Annotated in this window: 16 protein-coding genes; 15 read left to right on the top strand and 1 reads right to left on the bottom strand. The window is 39.7% G+C overall.

Annotated features, from left to right (window positions below; all coding sequences use genetic code 11):
• The first annotated feature begins 6 nt into the window (after nt 1–6).
• The 9 genes from leuC to yihA all read left to right on the top strand — a co-directional run bounded on the left by leuC (nt 7) and on the right by yihA (nt 12,430).
• A complete protein-coding gene (leuC, locus tag ABE41_RS13940) occupies nt 7–1,443 on the top strand; it encodes a 3-isopropylmalate dehydratase large subunit (protein ID WP_066291448.1) in 1,437 nt (478 codons plus the stop codon).
• Nucleotides 1,430–2,023, top strand: a complete 594-nt coding sequence (leuD, locus tag ABE41_RS13935) for a 3-isopropylmalate dehydratase small subunit (RefSeq protein WP_066291445.1) — start codon at nt 1,430–1,432, stop codon at nt 2,021–2,023. Before leuC ends, leuD begins: the two co-directional genes overlap by 14 nt.
• 42 nt (nt 2,024–2,065) lie before the next feature.
• The gene (gene ilvA, locus ABE41_RS13930; RefSeq protein WP_066291443.1) at nt 2,066–3,016 is read left to right on the top strand and encodes a threonine ammonia-lyase; all 951 of its coding nucleotides are present in this window, start codon (nt 2,066–2,068) and stop codon (nt 3,014–3,016) included.
• Nucleotides 3,017–3,364: 348 nt separating this feature from the next.
• Nucleotides 3,365–4,381 (top strand): tetratricopeptide repeat protein, encoded by a 1,017-nt coding sequence (locus ABE41_RS13925; RefSeq protein ID WP_066291440.1) that lies wholly within the window; start codon nt 3,365–3,367, stop codon nt 4,379–4,381.
• Between the two features lie 107 nt (nt 4,382–4,488).
• The gene (gene tig / locus ABE41_RS13920; RefSeq protein WP_066291437.1) at nt 4,489–5,781 is read left to right on the top strand and encodes a trigger factor; all 1,293 of its coding nucleotides are present in this window, start codon (nt 4,489–4,491) and stop codon (nt 5,779–5,781) included.
• Between the two features lie 325 nt (nt 5,782–6,106).
• Nucleotides 6,107–7,381 carry an ATP-dependent protease ATP-binding subunit ClpX gene (clpX, locus tag ABE41_RS13915; protein ID WP_066291429.1) on the top strand — a complete coding sequence of 425 codons (1,275 nt, stop codon included), beginning with the start codon at nt 6,107–6,109 and terminating at the stop codon, nt 7,379–7,381.
• Nucleotides 7,382–7,721: 340 nt separating this feature from the next.
• Nucleotides 7,722–9,386 carry an ATP-dependent protease LonB gene (lonB, locus tag ABE41_RS13910; RefSeq protein WP_066291425.1) on the top strand — a complete coding sequence of 555 codons (1,665 nt, stop codon included), beginning with the start codon at nt 7,722–7,724 and terminating at the stop codon, nt 9,384–9,386.
• Nucleotides 9,387–9,527: 141 nt separating this feature from the next.
• Nucleotides 9,528–11,846: an endopeptidase La gene (gene lon / locus ABE41_RS13905; RefSeq protein WP_066291423.1), complete on the top strand. Its 2,319-nt coding sequence runs from the start codon at nt 9,528–9,530 to the stop codon at nt 11,844–11,846.
• Nucleotides 11,843–12,430, top strand: a complete 588-nt coding sequence (yihA, locus tag ABE41_RS13900) for a ribosome biogenesis GTP-binding protein YihA/YsxC (protein WP_066291421.1) — start codon at nt 11,843–11,845, stop codon at nt 12,428–12,430. Before lon ends, yihA begins: the two co-directional genes overlap by 4 nt.
• A gap of 442 nt (nt 12,431–12,872) precedes the next feature.
• On the opposite strand, the gene ABE41_RS13890 is transcribed toward yihA, so the two are convergent.
• Entirely contained in the window at nt 12,873–13,349 is a 477-nt protein-coding gene (locus tag ABE41_RS13890) for a hypothetical protein (protein ID WP_066291416.1), read from the bottom strand.
• 231 nt (nt 13,350–13,580) lie between these two features.
• Here ABE41_RS13890 and hemA point away from each other — a divergent pair, with 231 nt between their 5' ends.
• From hemA to hemL, 6 genes are read left to right on the top strand one after another with little or no spacing between them, the layout of a single operon-like run.
• Nucleotides 13,581–14,948, top strand: a complete 1,368-nt coding sequence (hemA, locus tag ABE41_RS13885) for a glutamyl-tRNA reductase (protein ID WP_066291414.1) — start codon at nt 13,581–13,583, stop codon at nt 14,946–14,948.
• A 37-nt stretch (nt 14,949–14,985) separates the two neighbouring features.
• Nucleotides 14,986–15,804, top strand: coding sequence for a cytochrome C assembly family protein (locus ABE41_RS13880; protein WP_066291412.1), 819 nt, complete (start codon nt 14,986–14,988; stop codon nt 15,802–15,804).
• A 20-nt stretch (nt 15,805–15,824) separates the two neighbouring features.
• Nucleotides 15,825–16,754, top strand: coding sequence for a hydroxymethylbilane synthase (gene hemC, locus ABE41_RS13875; RefSeq protein WP_066291410.1), 930 nt, complete (start codon nt 15,825–15,827; stop codon nt 16,752–16,754).
• Entirely contained in the window at nt 16,754–17,515 is a 762-nt protein-coding gene (locus tag ABE41_RS13870) for a uroporphyrinogen-III synthase (RefSeq protein ID WP_066291408.1), read from the top strand. Before hemC ends, ABE41_RS13870 begins: the two co-directional genes overlap by 1 nt.
• Before the next feature lies 1 nt (nt 17,516).
• Nucleotides 17,517–18,491: a porphobilinogen synthase gene (gene hemB, locus ABE41_RS13865; protein ID WP_066291405.1), complete on the top strand. Its 975-nt coding sequence runs from the start codon at nt 17,517–17,519 to the stop codon at nt 18,489–18,491.
• 18 nt (nt 18,492–18,509) lie between these two features.
• Nucleotides 18,510–19,796: a glutamate-1-semialdehyde 2,1-aminomutase gene (gene hemL / locus ABE41_RS13860; RefSeq protein WP_066291402.1), complete on the top strand. Its 1,287-nt coding sequence runs from the start codon at nt 18,510–18,512 to the stop codon at nt 19,794–19,796.
• Nucleotides 19,797–20,182: the final 386 nt, after the last annotated feature.

Raw genomic sequence — 20,182 nt, 5'->3', positions numbered from 1 at the left:
TCAGTCTTGGGTAAAACAATAATAGATAAATTATGGGAAAGTCATGTTGTAGCAAAAGAAGTGAATAAACCCGACCTCTTATATATTGATCTGCATCTGCTTCATGAAGTCACTTCTCCACAGGCGTTTGCCGGTTTAAGAGAAAAGAACAGGAAGGTAAGAAGACCAGATCTATGTTTCGCCACTATGGATCATAATATCCCGACTGTAGACCGGTTCAATATTAAAGATGAGACCTCTCGCCTTCAAGTTCAGACGCTCGAAAAAAACTGTGAAGAATTTGAGATTAAACTGGAAGGACTTGATTCCCTTCAGCAAGGAATCGTTCATGTAATCGGTCCTGAACTGGGGTTGACTCTTCCAGGGAAAACGATCGTTTGCGGTGACAGCCATACCTCTACACATGGAGCATTTGGAGCGCTTGCCTTTGGAATTGGCACGAGTGAAGTAGAACATGTTCTGGCTACGCAAACGCTTTGGCAGAACAAACCAAAGCAGATGAACGTAAAGATTGAAGGAGAGCTGGGCTATGGGGTTACAGCAAAGGATGTAATATTATGGTTTATCGCCAATTACGGTACAAATGCAGGAACAGGCTACATCATTGAATTTTCAGGGAGTACGGTTCGTGATTTTGCGATGGAAGAAAGAATGACGCTTTGTAATATGTCAATTGAAGCAGGTGCAAAGGCTTCTGTTATTGCGCCGGACGAAAAAACGTTCAACTATATTCAGGGAAAAACATATGCACCAAAAGAAAGTGAGTTTAACGAAAAATGCGAGGATTGGAAAAAGCTTGTTTCAGATAGTAATGCAGTATTTGATCATGTAATCGAAATTAATGCTTCTGACATTGAACCTATGATTACATGGGGAACTACTCCATCTATGTGCCTGCCGATAAGCGGGCAGATTCCCTCTGCAGAATCTTCTATTTCAATAGAAGAAAAGCAATCGATAGAGAGCGCGCTCTCTTATATGGGTTTTCATGGCCATGAAAGGTTAGAAGATGTAGAGGTACAGCATGTTTTTATCGGGTCATGCACGAACTCCAGATTAAGTGATTTAATAGAAGCTTCAGCTGTCGTTGAAGGTCAAAAGGTTCATCCTAATGTGAGGGCTATCGTTGTACCGGGGTCACAATCGGTAAAACGGGAAGCTGAAAGTCTAGGGATTCATAAGGTTTTCCAGTATGCAGGTTTTGAATGGCGGGACTCTGGATGCTCCATGTGTTTAGGGATGAATGATGACATTGTTCCTGAAGGGGAAAGATGCGCATCTACTTCAAACCGGAATTTTGCCGGAAGACAAGGAAAAGGAGCAAGAACGCATCTCGTTAGCCCCATTATGGCTGCAGCCGCTGCGATTAACGGTAAATTTACGGATGTCCGATCAATGCTGCAATCAAAAAATCCGGAGGTGGACCGATATGTCGGGATTTAAAACACATACGGGAAAAGCCGCTTCTCTAAAAAGGGACCACGTGGATACCGATCAAATTATTCCGAAGCAATTTTTGAAAAAAATTGATAAAGCGGGATATGGAGAATTTTTGTTCTATGATTGGAGGTATCATTCACAAGGGCAAGAAAATCCGGATTTTGACCTTAATAAAGAAGAAACAAAAGATTCTTCTATTTTAATTACAGGTAAGAACTTTGGATGCGGTTCGTCCAGAGAACATGCCCCTTGGGCGCTAAAAGATTATGGTTTTCACATTATTATTGCTGAGAGTTTTGCTGATATCTTCTTTAATAACTGTGTAAAAAATGGCATCTTGCCTATTAGGCTTTCTGCAAATGAGATTCAACAATTATATACCAATCGTTCCGCAGCTGTTATCCATCACTTAACCGTCAGTTTGGAGAACCAGCAAGTTGTGAATGAACGCGGTGACCGGTTTGATTTCGAATTTGATCCGTATTGGAAAAAGATGCTCTTAAATGGCTGGGACGAAATTTCAGTAACCCTTCAATATGAAGATAAAATTAAAAAATATGAATATGAAAGGATTGTGAATTGACATGGGGATTTAACAGTCACGAATGAAAAGTTATTTCATGCGATGGAGGAAGTTTCAAAAATTGCACACCGTACACCTTTAAAACAATCTGCTACTTTAAACAAATGGACGGGCGGCAAGGTTTATATGAAATTAGAAAACCTTCAAAAAACAGGGTCGTTCAAATTAAGAGGCGCTTATTACAAAGTTTCTACGTTCAACGACTTTGAAGCTGCTCGAGGTGTAATAGCAGCTTCTGCAGGAAATCATGCGCAAGGTTTGGCTCTTTCATGTTCTAAGCGGGGCATTAAGTCAAGAATCTTTATGCCGGAAAACGCTCCCCTATCTAAAATAGAAGCAGTAAAGTCTTATGGAGCAGATATCGTATTGCAAGGTGAAAACTATCAAGCTGCCTTTGAAGCTGCAAAAAGGGAAGAACAAACGAACGGATCTAAGTTTGTTCATGCATTTGACGATTATGACGTCATTGCAGGACAAAGTACAGTGGCGCTTGAAATGCTGCAGCAGAAGCCAGAATTGAAAACGATCATCGTTCCTGTTGGTGGAGGAGGTCTTCTTGCTGGAATCAGTCTAGCGGTTAAAAGGCTGAGACCGGACGTAAGAGTCATTGGTGTTCAATCTGCAAATGCGAGTGCGGTTTATCAAGCATTCACAGGTGCGAATGTAAAAACATTGTCTCGCTCTTCAATTGCTGATGGAATTGCGGTGAAAAAACCAGGAGAACTTACTGTACCTTTGATCTCTAAATATGTAGATGAAATGGTTACTGTAACAGAAGAACAGATTGCGTTTGCGATGATGTTCATGCTGGAGCGTGAGAAAGTTGTAGTTGAAGGAGCTGGAGCGGCGAGCCTTGCAGCTGTACTTTTCCACAATCAACTCGCTATAGATCAAAAAGTAGGCGTGATTATAAGCGGCGGTAATGTCGATCCTCACAAATGGTCACAATACAAAGGTATGGCTGACAAACTTAACATGAAACGGATCAGCTGATATTAAGAACTCTTAAAGGAGTACCTACTCCTTTAAGAGTTTTTTACTGTTAAGAGGTATAGTAGGTGTCCTTCTCAAGTGGACCTTAATTTTCCAGTAAAAGAAATTTTATGTGATGAATTGTGATTTTAATATGATTAATATAAATTTTTATGTGATAGCTTGAGTTTTTTATGTGATGATAGGCTCTTTTATGTGATTGCTCATTACCTGTAAGTTTCGTGTATTTCTCAAAAAAAATCATAGCTCTTTTGAGGCTGAGCAATTAGGAATAGCCATCCCTTTCTTGAGTTCCTAAGTCGAAACTGATATTCTTTAGTCAAATCTAAACGGAAGCGGAGAATTGTGATGACAAAAGATAAGGAAAACAAAAACAATATCATTCGGTTTCCAAATTTAACAGGACGGCTTTTAGAAAAAGGTATGGATTCTTTAAAAAACAAACAATATGATGAATCGCTGTCTTGTTTTGAACAGCTTCTGCATTCAGATCCGCTGCATTCACAGGGGAATCTCGGACTTGTCTTAAGTTTGGTCGAGTTAGGAAGATTGCAGGAAGCAAAAACACGTTGTGACAGGATGCTTAAAGAGGGGATTGGGGAGTATTACGACGTCCTTCAAATCTATTTAAGCATACTTGTTCAATTATCAGAATACATAACGGTCGTTTCAGTTATTGAAGCTGTTTTAGAAGAACAAAAAATTCCGGCTGATAAAGCAGAAACTTTCTATCAGCTTCTTCAATTCAGCAGGAAGGTCATCGAACAAGAAGGAGTTCCAGAAGTAAAGATAAATCCTGAAGAAACAGTTTCAAAAGAAAATCCTAATTTAAGTACTTTAAAGGATATGCTCCAAAGTGAAAGAGCGGACTCCCAATGGATGGCGGTTCAACAGCTGAAAAAACTAGGACCCGAGTTAACGGTGCCTTTATTTGAATCCTTTTTGCTTGATGAATCTAAACACCCAGCTGTGAAGAGTTTGATTCTCCAGTATTTAAAAGAAAATCAAATTAATAAAATCGTCAAGCTTGAAAAGTATGGGCAGGTTGAAGATGTTAATATCCAAGAATTGGCCGAGTGGAATGAACATTCTTTTTACAAGGAAGTAAAAGCTTTAATTCAAGATGAATTGGAGCAAGAAAATCCGTCTTTACTTGATATAGCATTGGCTGTCTGGAAGGACTACACATTAGCGCTTTATCCATTCATTCCTCAGCCTGAAAATAAACTTTTGTGGTTTGAAGCATCTATAATAGCTGCTTCTGTCTTATGCGGAATTGAAGAAGACATGGAAAATGAAGACTCTGAAATACAGAAAGCAGTAAAGCTTCTGGTCGAACTGGAAAGATTTTATTTGCAGACTTGATGAGAAAGTGATGTAACTTGTTGAAATACAGTATGTCTATGCTATAATGGAATGGTTGTAATCTATATGATATTTATGGAAATACCGATGTTGGAGGGAATATATTAATGAGTGCTAAATGGGAAAAGTTAGAAGGCAATCAAGGTGTCTTAACTGTTGAAGTTGAGGCTTCTGAAGTAGATACAGCGCTAGACCAAGCGTTTAAAAAAGTGGTTAAAAAGGTAAATGTGCCAGGTTTCCGTAAAGGGAAAATGCCGCGCAAACTTTTTGAACAACGCTTTGGTGTAGAGTCTCTTTATCAAGATGCTTTAGACATTTTATTGCCAAAAGCTTATGGCGATGCAGTTGAAGAAACAGGAATCGAGCCTGTAGATCGTCCAGAAGTTGATATCGAAAAAATGGAACAAGGAAGCAGCCTTGTATTCACTGCTAAAGTAATCGTTAAGCCAGAAGTTAAACTTGGCGAGTACAAAGGTCTTGAAGTTGAAAAGACTGAAACTGAAGTAACTGATGAAGATGTTCAAAGCGAACTTACTCGTTTACAAGAACAACAAGCTGAATTAGTTGTTAAAGAAGATGGCGCTATTGAAAATGGCGACACAGTAAACTTGGATTTCGAAGGATTTGTTGACGGAGAAGCTTTCGAAGGAGGAAAAGCAGAGAACTATTCATTAGAAATTGGATCTGGTTCATTCATTCCAGGTTTTGAAGACCAACTTGTTGGTGAAAAAGCTGGAGCGGAAAAGGATGTTAACGTTACTTTCCCTGAAGAGTACCATGCTGAAGAATTAGCTGGTAAGCCTGCAGTTTTCAAAGTGAAAATTCATGACATCAAATCCAAACAGCTTCCAGAACTTAACGATGAGTTCGCAAAAGAAGCTGAAGGCGATGCTGAAACACTTGAAGACTTGAAAAAAGAGCTTCGTACGAAGCTTGAAGAAAGCAAGAAACAAGAAGCTGAAAACCAAACACGTGAAACTGTGATTGAAAAAGCTTCTGAAAATGCTGAAATAGAAATTCCAGAAGCTATGGTTAATACTGAGCTAGACCGTATGGTTCAAGAGTTTGGTCAACGCCTTCAAATGCAAGGCATGAACCTTGACCTTTACTACCAGTTCTCTGGAACAAGTGAAGAAGCACTTCGTGAGCAAATGAAAGAAGACGCTCAGAAGCGTGTTCGCACAAACCTTGTATTAGAAGCGATTGTTGAAGCAGAAAACATTGAAGTTTCTGAAGAGGAAATCGATGCAGAGCTTAATAAGATGGCTGAAATGTACAAGATGGAAGTTGAACAAATTAAGCAAATGCTTGCAATGCAAGGTGGAAACGATGCAGTTGCTGCTGACTTGAAAGTTCGCAAAGCAATCGACTTCCTTGTTGAAAACAGCAAAACTGTTTAATTAAAATTATATCAATGCATGAAATGAAACAAGGCGCGATCCTTACTATCGTGCCTTTTTTTTCAATACATAACATTATTTAGGTATTTTCTACTGCTATTTGAAAAATAGGTTTTAAAACACGCAGGATTGTTCATACTTATATAGAGCCATACCATACATATTTAATAAGGGTTTTTATTTCCGTTTTATTGTGGAAGTGTGATACAATCCATTATAATCAACGGAATGCTTAAGCAGTAGAAATAAATACAGACCTTTACTATAGAAATTGTAAAAAAAGGTCAAGCGTTTCATCCATATTATCGTTTTAGGGGTGATATCATTGTTTAAATTTAATGATGAAAAAGGGCAATTAAAATGTTCTTTCTGTGGCAAAACACAAGATCAAGTTAGAAAACTGGTTGCTGGACCAGGTGTATATATTTGTGATGAATGTATCGAACTCTGTACTGAAATTGTAGAAGAAGAATTAGGTACAGAAGAGGATGTAGAACTAAAAGAAGTCCCAAAACCAGTAGAAATCCGTAAAATTCTTGATGAGTATGTAATCGGTCAGGATCAGGCGAAGAAATCGCTTTCTGTAGCCGTTTACAATCATTATAAGAGAATCAATTCTTCTCAAAAATCAGATGAAGTTGAACTGGCAAAAAGTAATATCGCGATGATCGGACCGACAGGAAGCGGTAAAACGCTACTTGCACAGACTTTAGCGCGAATTTTGAATGTGCCTTTTGCTATTGCTGATGCTACATCTTTAACAGAAGCTGGTTATGTAGGTGAGGACGTAGAAAACATCCTTCTTAAATTAATTCAGTCTGCTGATTATGATGTTGAAAAAGCAGAAAAAGGGATTATTTACATTGATGAGATCGATAAGATTGCACGTAAATCAGAAAACCCATCAATTACACGTGATGTTTCTGGTGAAGGTGTGCAGCAAGCCCTTCTTAAAATTTTAGAAGGCACGGTTGCGAGTGTTCCTCCGCAAGGCGGGAGAAAACACCCACATCAAGAATTCATCCAAATCGATACTACGAATATTCTATTCATCTGTGGCGGAGCATTCGATGGAATCGAACAAATTATTAAACGCCGTTTAGGTAAAAAAGTTATTGGGTTCAGTTCAGATTCAAAACAAGCGGATTTAAAAGCAGGTGAATACTTGTCTAAAGTACTTCCTGAAGATTTACTTCGTTTTGGATTGATTCCAGAGTTTATCGGCCGTTTGCCAGTAATCTCTAACTTGAATCCATTGGATGAGGATGCGCTGATCGAAATCCTGACAAAACCTAAAAATGCATTGGTAAAACAATATCAAAAACTTTTAGATATCGATGGAGTAGAGCTTGAGTTTACAGATGAAGCGCTTCGTGAAATCTCAGCCCAAGCCATTGAACGCAAAACAGGTGCGCGAGGACTCCGTTCCATTATTGAAGGAGTTATGCTTGATGTAATGTTTGAGCTTCCTTCTCGTGAAGATGTTGTAAAATGTATTGTTACAAAAGAAACAATTTCTGATAAGGTTCCACCAACTTTAGAACTTGAAGATGGTACTGTTATCGAACAATCAAAAGAAACTCCTAAAGAGAGTGCTTAATAGAGGCTGGCTCATTAGCTGTTATCATTAACGGCTGACGAGTCAGTCTTTTTTCCTTTTTTTATCTGCAAAGCCAAAACAACTTTATGAAAATGGACGAAGGCTCATAAAATTTTTTGGAGGACCATAAAACTTTTTTAAGCACATAAGTTTCCTTGATGGCCTATAAATAGAAATTTATAGGATGAACTTGTCCTTTTTACTTCTGAACTGCCTAATCTATTTCCATCCCCCACAAACTTCCATATAAACAATATTTGTTTTGGCATTATTACCGTTTAGGTCCTCATATCCTCGGAGATACTATGGTTATCACTACATATGTATCGGGAGGAAAACGATGAACTGGACAGGGATAGCGTTAATCATTCAATTATTCTTTGGGATTATAATCGGTCTGTATTTTTGGAACTTGCTGCGAAACCAGAGGTCTCAAAAAGTAAGCGTAGATAAAGAATCAAGAAAAGAGATGGAACAATTAAAAAGACTGCGATCTATCTCATTATCTGAACCATTGTCTGAGCGGGTACGCCCAGGAAAGTTCGAAGATATTATTGGCCAGGAGGATGGCATCAAAGCATTAAAAGCAGCCTTGTGCGGTCCAAACCCGCAGCACGTAATCGTATATGGACCGCCTGGGGTTGGTAAGACTGCAGCAGCAAGGTTGGTTCTTGAAGAGGCAAAAAGGAATAAAACGTCACCATTTCGTTCAACAGCAGTATTTGTTGAATTAGATGCAACAACAGCACGTTTTGATGAACGCGGAATAGCTGATCCACTGATTGGTTCAGTTCATGACCCTATTTATCAAGGTGCAGGTGCCATGGGGCAAGCAGGTATACCACAGCCTAAACAAGGTGCTGTTACGAATGCACATGGCGGTGTTCTTTTTATTGACGAAATTGGCGAACTGCATCCTATTCAAATGAACAAACTATTAAAAGTATTAGAAGACCGCAAAGTATATCTTGAAAGTGCCTATTATTCAGAAGAAAATGCAAACATACCGCACCATATTCATGATATTTTTCAAAATGGGCTTCCGGCTGACTTTAGAATGATCGGTGCCACTACTCGTATGCCGGACGAGATTCCGCCTGCAATCAGATCCAGATGTCTGGAGGTCTTTTTTAGAGAGCTTCAGCCTATGGAAATAGAGCAGATCGCCAAACGTGCTGCAGATAAAATTCAGCTTGGGATTGACGATGAGTCTCTAAAATATATGGCTCAGTACGCTAAAAACGGACGTGAGGCAGTTAATATGATTCAGATTGCTGCCGGATTAGCCATTACTGAACAGCGAAAGGACATTACAAAAGGAGACGTTGAATGGGTTACTCATTCAAGCAGAATGGCGCCAAGACCCGAGAGAAAGATCGGCAGCAAACCGAAAATTGGTTTAGTAAATGGACTGGCTGTTTACGGTCCTACAAGCGGTGCGCTTCTTGAAATAGAAACAACTGTGCTTCCAGCTAAGAAGCAAGGATCGATTACGATTACAGGAATTGCTGAAGAAGAGAGCATCGGCAATCAGTCTAAGTCAATTCGAAGAAAAAGTATGGCAAAAGGATCTGTTGAGAATGTTATAACAGTCCTTCGATTTATGGGTGTTGATGCTTCCATGTACGACATTCATGTGAATTTCCCTGGAGGCGGACCAGTGGATGGCCCATCAGCAGGTATCGCGATTGCTTCTTCAATCTATTCTGCGATCCATAAAGTTCGCGTTGATCATGAGGTAGCCATGACAGGTGAGATAAGTATACATGGTAAAGTAAAGCCAGTTGGCGGTGTAATGGCAAAAATATTAGCTGCCAAGGACGCTGGAGCGAAACGTGTGCTTATTCCATTTGAGAACAATCAAAAGATCTTTGAGAGTATTGAAGATGTAGAAATCATTCCGGTGAAAAAACTTTCAGAAGTGTTTCAATATGTTTTTCTAGATGACAGCTCTGAAGAATCGATTCCAGCTGCAGCTATAAATTCCCCTCCTTCTTCAGTTTAAGGAGAAGAAGGGGTTTCTTTTTTGTTTAATAAAAGTTTTCCGAATAGCTAACATTAGACAAAGTTAAGCATTATCGGTAGAATTGTACAAAGACTATGCATATAAATAATGATTACACAGTAGTTTTCGGAGGTGTTTTTAATGGGGGAAAAACGAGTTCTTCCGCTCCTCCCTCTACGCGGATTGTTGGTCTATCCGACAATGGTGCTTCACTTGGATGTTGGAAGAGAAAAGTCGATTCAAGCACTTGAAAAAGTGATGCTCGATGATCAAATGATTTTTCTTTCAACTCAAAAGGAAGTTTCTATCGAAGATCCAGCTGAAGAGGAAATTTACAATGTTGGGACTTTATCAAAAGTCAATCAGATGCTTAAACTGCCTAATGGCACGATAAGAGTATTGGTAGAAGGTATTCAGCGTGGAAATATTACTTCTTTTATGGATGAAAAAACACATGTGGAAGTAGAAATAGAGCTAACAGATGATGTGGAAGAGAAAGAGGCTGAAACGGAAGCGTTGATGCGAGCAGTTTTGGCACAGTTCGAACAATACATAAACCTTTCTAAAAAAGTAACTCCTGAAACCTTAGCTTCTGTTCAAGATATAACAGAACCTGGAAGACTTGCTGACGTTATTTCTTCACATCTTTCATTGAAGATTAAAGAAAAACAAAAGATCCTAGAAATCTTTAATGTTAAAGAAAGACTTGAACACTTGCTGGCACTTCTAAATAACGAAAAAGAAGTGCTGGGACTTGAAAAGAAAATTGGCCAGCGGGTTAAAAAGGCGATGGAAAAAACGCAAAAAGAGTATTATTTGCGTGAACAGATGAAGGCTATTCAGAAAGAACTTGGCGATAAAGAAGGCAAGATTGGCGAAGTCAGCTCATTAAAAGAACGTATTGAAGCGTCTGATATGCCTGAAAACGTTATGGAGATAGCAAAAAAAGAATTGGACCGATATGAAAAAATGCCTAATTCTTCTGCTGAAAGTTCTGTAATCCGGACTTATATAGAATGGCTTGTTAACTTGCCATGGAAACAAGAGACTGTAGATAATCTGGATATTCCACATGCAGAAACAGTTCTTAATGAAGACCATTATGGACTTGAAAAAGTGAAGGATCGCGTTTTAGAATATTTAGCTGTTCAAAAACTGACGAATTCATTAAAAGGTCCTATTCTATGCCTTGTAGGACCGCCAGGAGTTGGTAAAACTTCTTTAGCGCGTTCGATTGCCCGTGCCATCGGCCGCAACTTTGTGAGAATCTCCTTAGGCGGAGTAAGGGATGAAGCAGAAATCAGAGGCCACCGCAGAACGTATGTAGGTGCTATGCCAGGCAGATTGATTCAAGGTATGAAGAAAGCAGGAACAGTAAATCCTGTATTTTTGCTGGATGAGATCGATAAGATGTCGAGTGATTTTAGAGGTGATCCATCTTCAGCTATGCTTGAAGTGTTAGATCCTGAGCAAAACAGCACATTCAGCGATCACTACATCGAAGAGCCTTATGATTTATCAAAAGTTATGTTCGTTACGACCGCAAACTCACTTTCTACAATTCCTGGACCTCTCTTAGACAGAATGGAAGTAATTTCGATTGCTGGATATACAGAAGTTGAAAAACTTCATATCTCCAAAAATCACTTAATTCCTAAACAATTAAAAGAGCATGGTCTTAAGAAGAGCCAGATTCAGTTCAAGGATGATTGTATTTTAAAGCTCGTCCGTAATTACACACGTGAAGCTGGTGTGCGTAATTTAGAGCGTCAGATTGCTGGTTTATGCAGAAAAGCTGCAAAACAGATTGTGTCGTCTGAAAAGAAAAAGGTTATCTTGTCTGCTAAGAACATTGAAGAATACCTTGGGAAGCCTCGTTTTCGATATGGTCAGGCGGAGCTTGAAGATCAGATTGGAGCCGCTACAGGACTTGCCTATACGACTGCAGGCGGAGATACGCTTTCTATTGAAGTAGCTCTTTCTCCTGGAAAAGGGAAGCTTATTTTAACTGGTAAACTAGGCGATGTGATGAAAGAGTCTGCACAAGCAGCATTAAGCTATGTCCGAACGAAAGTAGAAGAACTGGGGATTGCTCCAGACTTTTACGAGAAAACAGATATTCATATTCATGTCCCAGAAGGTGCCACTCCAAAAGATGGACCTTCTGCGGGGATTACAATTGCCACAGCCCTTGTTTCTGCCCTTACAAAGAGAGCGGTGAGGCGTGATGTTGGCATGACAGGTGAGATAACGCTAAGAGGGCGTGTTCTGCCTATTGGCGGTTTGAAAGAAAAATCTTTAAGCGCACACCGAGCGGGGATAAAGACAATCATTCTTCCTAAAGAGAATGAAAAGGATATTGAAGAAATTCCGGAAACTGTAAAAGAAGGACTTTCATTTATTCTAGTCTCCCACTTGGATGAAGTCTTAAAAGTAGCATTAGCAGGTGATGAAAAGTGAAAGTAAATACAGCAGAGATAGTCATATCAGCCGTAGGGCCAAAGCAATATCCGGAAGGCAATCTTCCGGAAATTGCTTTGGCAGGCCGTTCAAACGTAGGGAAATCTTCCTTTATCAATAAGATGATCCACCGTAAAAATTTAGCGCGTACTTCTTCAAGGCCAGGAAAAACGCAAACTCTTAATTTTTATATTTTAAATGAAAGCTTTTATTTTGTAGATGTGCCAGGCTATGGATTTGCTAAAGTTTCTAAAACAGAAAGAGAAGCTTGGGGCAAGATGATCGAGCAATATCTTGTTGAAAGGGATCAGCTGAAAGCCGTTGTTCAGCTTGTCGATCTTAGACATCCTCCTTCAAAGGATGATTGTTTGATGTATGATTGGCTTAAGTATCACGAACTGCCGGTTATCATTGTGGCTACAAAAAGTGATAAGATTCCAAAAGGGAAATGGGATAAGCACAAAAAGGTAGTTAAAGAAACATTAAACATGGATCCGACAGACAAGATCATTCTTTTTTCTTCTGAAACAGGACATGGGAAAGACGAAGCTTGGGGAGTGCTGAACTCTTATTTAACAAAATAAGAGGCTTATTTCGAACGCTTTGTTGCTCTTGGAAGTGGTTAATTTCCGTTGCAGGACTCGCTGTCCGCAGGGTGTGCGGTGAGCCCGTTCGTCCTGCAGCCCTTCCACTCCAATTAACTTTTCATCGAAGAATTTTGCGAGAATCTCTAAGTAGCAACAATCTTTTAGAAAGGCTCTTTTCTAAAGGATTGTTGCTTTTGGCTTTTTCTATTCTCATCATTTGCACGTTGATTGGAGCGCAAGGTGGCGAGACTCCTACGGGACGAGCGGTCAGGTGGAGACTCCTAATGGCGCAAAGCGGCAGGAGGCTCACCGCACGCCCCGTGGAAAGCGAGCAGCCTGGAGCGCAGGTCAACTACTTTCAAAAGCAACAATGTATGCGAAGACAATCTTTAGAAAAGAGCCCAAGAAAAAAAGCAGTGTTCAAAATCGAACACTGCTTTTATTTTTTCTTGAAAAATATGAAATAGGCACCTAATACCATCAAGATGATCGGCCAGAAACTTTCTGCTTTTGCAAATATATTTTCTACAGAAGGGGTATTATGGTTAAAAAAGATAAGCCAAAGTGACAAACTAGTTATTAATAGTCCGGGTATAAGGCCGTCTTTCGCCTTTTTATACTGTATTAAGAATGCTATCCCTGTAAGCAGAGTTATCATTTGCAGCGGCTCCGGCCAGGAAGGAAGCTTTGAAACAGCATGAAAATGTATGCCGAGTCCAGTAAGGAAAACACCTGAAAACAGACTTGCTGAATCTTTTCCTGAACCTGCTTGCATAAGGAGTGCCAGTCCAATAATTAGAATCAATGTTGGCCATGTCAGATAAGGCTGAATCACTTCAATGTTCATTTGAATTGCGAAAAAGAATAAACCAATTCCAATTAAAATAAATCCGCTGAATTTGCTTTGTTGTTTCATAAGTCCTCCAATATTGCGTATAACCTTTGCTAATTTGGTCGAAATTTGTTATTTTAAATAATGGTGTTAAGTTTTAGAAGTTCAGGAAATCATAAGACAGTTACATACCATAAAATTATTAACCCTATCATAGCATAAACGTTTAAATTCTGTTCACAATATACCGGCAATTTGTATTTTTGTCCATGGTATAATGAACACAGAAAACATACATAAAAAGGAGGTGAGCGCATGCATATCTTAGTGGTAGGACTTAATTACAAAACGGCTCCCGTGGAAATCCGAGAAAAAGTTGCGTTTCAGCCCGCTGAAATACAGGATGCGATCTCTTTACTCCGCAAACAAAAAAGTATACTTGAATGTGTAATCGTTTCTACATGTAACCGTACTGAAATTTATGCGGTTGCCGATCAGCTTCATACAGGAAGATACTACATCAAATCGTTTTTAGCAGATTGGTTTAACATTGACAAAGAAGAACTTTCTCCTTTTTTAAGCATAAGAGACGGAGAAGCAGCTGTGGAGCATTTATTCCGTGTATCAGCTGGATTGGATTCAATGGTAATTGGAGAGACTCAAATTCTTGGCCAGGTAAAAGACAGCTTTCTTGAATCACAAAAGCTATCAGCTACAGGAACCATCTTTAATAAATTAATGAAGCAGGCAATTACATTTGCGAAAAAGTGCCATTCCGAAACTGATATTGGCGAAAACGCAGTTTCTGTCAGCTACGCGGCTGTTGAACTTGCAAAGAAAATCTTTGGCGGACTGCAGAATAAGACTATTCTAATCGTTGGGGCAGGGAAAATGGGCGAGTTAACAGCTAAACACCTTCATGCCAGCGGCGGCAATGAAGTGCTGGTAATTAACCGTACATTCGAAAAAGCAAAAGAAGTAGCAGAAAAGTTTCATGGCGTCGCTCACCCTTTTAACGATTTAGAGAAATTACTTGTTAGAGCCGATATTGTTATTTCGTCCACAGGAGCAAGTGATTTTGTCATCACAAAAGAAATGGCTGCACCTGCAATTAAGAAACGGAAAGGGCTTCCGCTTTTTATGGTGGATATTGCAGTTCCGAGGGATTTAGATCCTGCATTGCATGATTTGGACAGCGTTTTCTTATATGATATTGATGATTTAGAAGGAATCGTTGAATCAAACTTGGCAGAGCGCAAAAAAGAAGCGGAAAAGATTGAGATTCTCATTGAATCAGAAATCGTTGATTTCCAATCCTGGATCTCAATGCTTGGTGTAGTACCTTTAATTTCTGCACTTCGTGAAAAAGCATTGAACATTCAAGCAGAAACGATGCAGAGTATAAAACGCAAATTGCCTGATTTAACGGATCGAGAGAAAAAGATCTTAAGCAAACATACAAAGAGCATTGTAAATCAGCTTTTGCGTGATCCTGTTACGAGAGCTAAAGAAATAGCAGGACAAGCTGATGCAGAAGAGCAGCTGCAGTTATTTACAGAGATTTTTGCATTGGAAGACTATTTGGATAAACAAAAGCAGTTGGAAACAGGTTTTGCTGGAAACAGAGAAGACAAAGCATCATTATCTGATGAGGCTGTCAATCCTTTTACGGCAAGAACATAATTTATTGTTTCCCTCGGGCTCATGGAGTGTGAGCAAAATGAATTGGATATATGATCTTACAATTGTCTTATATGCACTAAGCATCACGGGCTATTTTATAGATTTTCTTCAAAACAACCGGAAAGCGAATCAGTTTGCTTTCTGGTTGCTTTCTATTGTCTGGGTGCTGCAAACGGTCTTCTTTGTGTTACGGATGCTGGAAGATCAGCGGTTTCCAATCTTAACACCGTCAGAAGGCCTGTTTTTTTATGCTTGGATCCTCGTTACTTTTTCTGTTGTAATGAGTAAATTTTTCAGAGTGGATTTCCTCGTATTCTTTACAAACGTACTTGGGTTTTTGCTTGTATCTATACATTTATTTGCACCAACCGGGCAAGCAAGTGCAGTTATAGAAAAACAGCTCATTTCAGAACTATTAATCATTCACATTACGATGGCTTTTATATCTTATGGGGCTTTCTCATTATCTTTTATTTTTTCTTTTATGTATTTAATTCAGCACGGAATGCTTAAAAAGAAAAAGTGGAGCAAAAGGCTGCAGCGTTTCGGAAGTCTTTCTTATCTTGAAAAGCTTTCGTTCCGTTTAAATACAGTGGGTGTCCCGCTCCTGCTGCTTAGTTTAATATTAGGTGTGATATGGGCATTCTGGAAGATAAATAACTTTACACTTCTCGATGTGAAAGTCATCTCATCGTTTATCGTACTTTTGGTTTACAGCACTTACTTATACCAAAAAGTAGCCAGAGGTGTTCAAGGCAAAACCCTTGCTCTCTGGAACACAGCAGCATTTCTTGTAGTCCTTATAAATTACTTTTTAGCATCTACATTTACTGAGTTTCATCTTTGGTATAAGTAACGAGATAGGAGTTTTATAAAATGAGAAAAATAATAGTAGGTTCAAGGAGAAGCAAACTGGCTCTTACTCAGACGAACTGGGTAATCGACCAGTTAAAGAAAAAAGGTCTTCCTTTTGATTTTGAAGTGAAAGAGATTGTAACAAAAGGTGATGTCATCTTAAACGTTACCTTATCTAAAGTAGGCGGAAAAGGTCTTTTTGTTAAAGAAATTGAGCAGGCTATGTTAGATAAAGAGATTGATATAGCTGTTCATAGTATGAAGGATATGCCTGCAGCTCTGCCAGAAGGTCTTGAGATCGCATGTACGCCTAAACGTGTGGATCCGCGAGATGCTCTTATTTCTGAAAAATACTCTTCTTTACGTGAATTGCCAGAGGGTGCTGTTGTTGGAACAAGTTCTTTAAGAAGAGCGGCACAGCTTTTACATACCCGCCCTGATTTATCGATTAAGTCCATTCGAGGAAATATTGATACACGATTGGAAAAGCTGAAATCCGGTGAATTTGATGCTATTATTCTCGCTGCAGCTGGGTTAGAGAGAATGGGCTGGTCTAAGGATGTTGTAACGGAATTTTTGGATACAGATCTTTGTTTACCTGCAGTAGGACAAGGTTCGCTGGCGATTGAATGCAGAAGTGAGGACGATGAAGTAAAAGAGTTATTAGCCACTTTAAATGACTCGTATACGTTTCAGACGGTTCAGGCGGAGCGTGCCTTCTTGGATACTTTAGAAGGCGGCTGCCAAGTACCTATCGCTGCATATGCAACTTTAACGAATGATGAAGTAACATTAACAGGACTAGTTGCAGACCCGTCTGGAAAAAAAGTATTAAAAGAAATGAAAACAGGAAAAGACCCTCATCAGGTAGGGGTTGAACTCGCTCAGGAATTAAAAGAAATCGGTGCAAAAAAGATTCTTGATGATGTGAAAAAGGACCTGGACATTTAATGAAGACACCAGAAGGTCCATTAGCAGGTAAAACTGTACTTGTTACCCGACCTATAGAACACGCTGATTCATTGTTATCACTAATCAAAGATGAAGGGGGTATCCCGCTCCCTTTTCCGGTTGTGACAATAACAGGAACGGACAAACCATTAGATGAGTATTCGATACAGCACTTATCCAGCTATAAGTGGATTATTTTCACCAGCAAGAATGGTGTTGATCATTTTTTTCGGATAATCAAAGATAAGGAATTGTCGTTTGACCAGCATAAATTTGCTGCAGTTGGAGAGAAAACTGCTCAAGCGATGCAGGAGCGGGGAATCCATTCAATCCTTGTTCCGAAACGTTATGATGCTGAAGCACTTGCTGAACTATTAAAAAAAGAAGTTAAAGATGGAGAGAAAGTACTTTTTCCAAAGGGAAATCTCGCTCCTTCTTACATTAAAGATCAACTAAAAGATAAAGCAGATGTGGAAGAACTAGTAGTCTACGAGACAAAACCAGCCGAGGACCTTGACTGGGGTTTAGCCTTAAAAGCAGATTGCTGCTTTTTCTTAAGTCCTTCTGCTGTCTCATTTATGACTGCGTATTATGAAAAGAAACAAATCAGCAGGATTTTGAAAACGCCTGCTTTTTGTATTGGGCCGACTACAAAAAAAGCAGCGGTCGAGAAAGGGTTCCAACATGTTTTTATGCCAGAAAGATATACAGCTGAGGACATGGTGAAACTTGCTGCAATTTATTTTCAAGGAGGAAGCTAATATGAATTTCCAGCGTCACCGCCGTTTAAGAAGAACTGCCTCAATGCGTTCACTTGTACGAGAAACACATCTTCATGTATCTGATTTCATTTATCCATTATTTTTTGTGGAAGGTGAGAATGTTAAAAAAGAAGTTCCTTCAATGCCAGGCGTTTATCATATTTCACTCGATTTATTGGAGGAAGAAATTAAAGAGGTTGAAAGCTTAGGTATTCAGTCTATTATTGTTTTCGGTGTACCTGGTGAGAAAGATGAATGCGGAAGTTCTGCCTATGACCATAACGGAATCGTACAAAAAGCCATTCGTCAAATTAAAGAGATCGCACCCTCTCTAACTGTAATCGCAGATACTTGTCTTTGTCAGTTTACAGATCATGGCCATTGCGGTGTTATTGAGAACGGCTATGTACGTAACGACGAAACGCTTGAACTTTTGGCAAAAACAGCAGTTTCTCAAGCAGAAGCAGGAGCTGATATTATAGCACCTTCTAATATGATGGACGGTTTTGTTGCTGCGATAAGACAAGGATTGGATGAAGCGGGTTATACCGAAATTCCGATTATGTCTTATGCTGTTAAGTATGCTTCATCCTTTTACGGTCCGTTTCGTGATGCTGCACACAGCACACCGCAGTTTGGTGATAGAAAAACCTATCAGATGGACCCGGCAAACCGCCTGGAAGCTCTTCGCGAAGCAGAGTCAGATATTGCTGAAGGAGCAGACTTCTTAATGGTTAAACCAGCACTTTCTTATCTGGACATTCTTCGGGAATTAAAGGATAGATATCCTCTTCCGCTCGTTGCTTATAATGTGAGCGGAGAATATTCCATGATTAAAGCAGCAGCCTTAAATGGCTGGGTAGATGAAAAAAGTATCGTCCTTGAAAAATTAATTTCTATGAAAAGAGCTGGAGCAGATCTCATCATCACATACTTTGCTAAAGATGCGGCAAGATGGCTGAAAGAGAACCAATAAATGGGGGAGGGTTTCAGTATGAGAAACTTTGAAAAATCAATCGCGGCTTTCAAAGAAGCGAAGGAATATATGCCTGGCGGCGTAAACAGTCCTGTACGTGCTTTTAAATCAGTGAATATGGATCCTGTATTTATGGAGCGCGGCAAAGGATCTAAAATTTATGATATCGATGGAAATGAATATATTGATTATGTTTTATCATGGGGTCCATTAATTTTAGGCCATGCAGATGAAGCAGTGGTAAAAGCTCTTAAAGAGACTGCTGAACGTGGAACTAGTTTTGGAGCTCCTAACGAGATGGAAACGAAACTGGCGAAACTTGTAATTGACCGTGTTCCCTCTATAGAAGTGGTTCGTATGGTCAACTCCGGAACAGAGGCAACGATGAGCGCGCTTCGTCTTGCGCGCGGATATACAGGGAGAAGCAAGATAGTAAAATTCGAGGGCTGTTACCATGGTCATGGCGACTCATTGCTGATCAAAGCAGGGTCAGGGGTCGCGACTCTTGGCCTGCCAGATTCTCCAGGTGTACCTGAAGGGATAGCGCAAAATACGATCACGGTTCCGTACAATGATCTTGAAAGTCTCCAAGTTGCATTCGATCAATTCGGAGAAGATATTGCCTGTGTAATCGTTGAGCCAGTGGCTGGGAACATGGGTGTAGTACCACCTCAAAAAGGGTTCCTTGAGGGAATCCGTAAAATGACGGAACAACATGGCTCTCTATTAATCTTTGATGAAGTTATGACAGGATTCCGTGTGGATTATGAATGCGCTCAAGGGTATTTCGGTGTCACACCTGACCTTACATGTTTAGGGAAAGTAATCGGCGGGGGTCTTCCCGTCGGTGCTTATGGAGGTAAGCGTGAAATCATGCAGCAAATCGCACCTAGCGGACCTATTTATCAGGCAGGAACATTGTCTGGCAATCCATTAGCAATGGCTGCAGGTTATGCTACTCTATCTCAGCTAACAAAAGAAAGTTACGATTATTTTAAAAAGCTTGGTGATCAGCTTGCTTCCGGAATATCTGAAGCAGCAGAACATTACGGGATCGACCATACGATCAACCGTGCAGGAAGCATGATTGGTTTCTTCTTTACTAATCAAGATGTAATTAATTATGAAACAGCTAAGTTATCAAACTTAGATCATTTTAATTCTTGTTTCCGCACGATGCTGCATGAAGGGGTTTCTCTTCCACCTTCACAATTTGAGGGATTATTCTTATCAACTGCACATACTGAAGATGATATTAACAAAACAGTTGATGCATTCAGAAAAGCTTTTTCATTATTGAAATAGGCTGTTTTCTAAAAGATTGTTGCTTTTGTTTGTTTCTGTACTCATCAATTGCAAGTTGATAGGAGCGCAAGGTGCGTGCCTACCACATAAGAAGCTTCTCGCTAGGCATGCGACGAGGAATCTCACATCGGTAGTATTTAACTGTAGACGCAGGAGCAAGGATACTTCCATGAAAACGGTCAGGTGGAGAATCCTAATGGCGCAAAGCGGCAGGAGGCTCACCGCACGCCCCGTGGAAAGCGAGCAACGTAGCGGAAATCAACTACTTTCAAGAGCTACAATTTATGCGAAATAGCGTCCGTTTATCAAAACGGGCGCTATTTTTATTTTTGCCGATTGAACTCGGAATCATATTTCGTCCTGTTCTCTCATACACCTATATTGTA

Origin of the sequence: Fictibacillus arsenicus (genome assembly GCF_001642935.1) — a bacterium.
Taxonomy (GTDB): Bacteria; Bacillota; Bacilli; order Bacillales; family Fictibacillaceae; genus Fictibacillus; species Fictibacillus arsenicus_B.
Note: the sequence above shows the minus strand (reverse complement) of the source record. Positions and strands in the feature narration are given on the sequence as shown.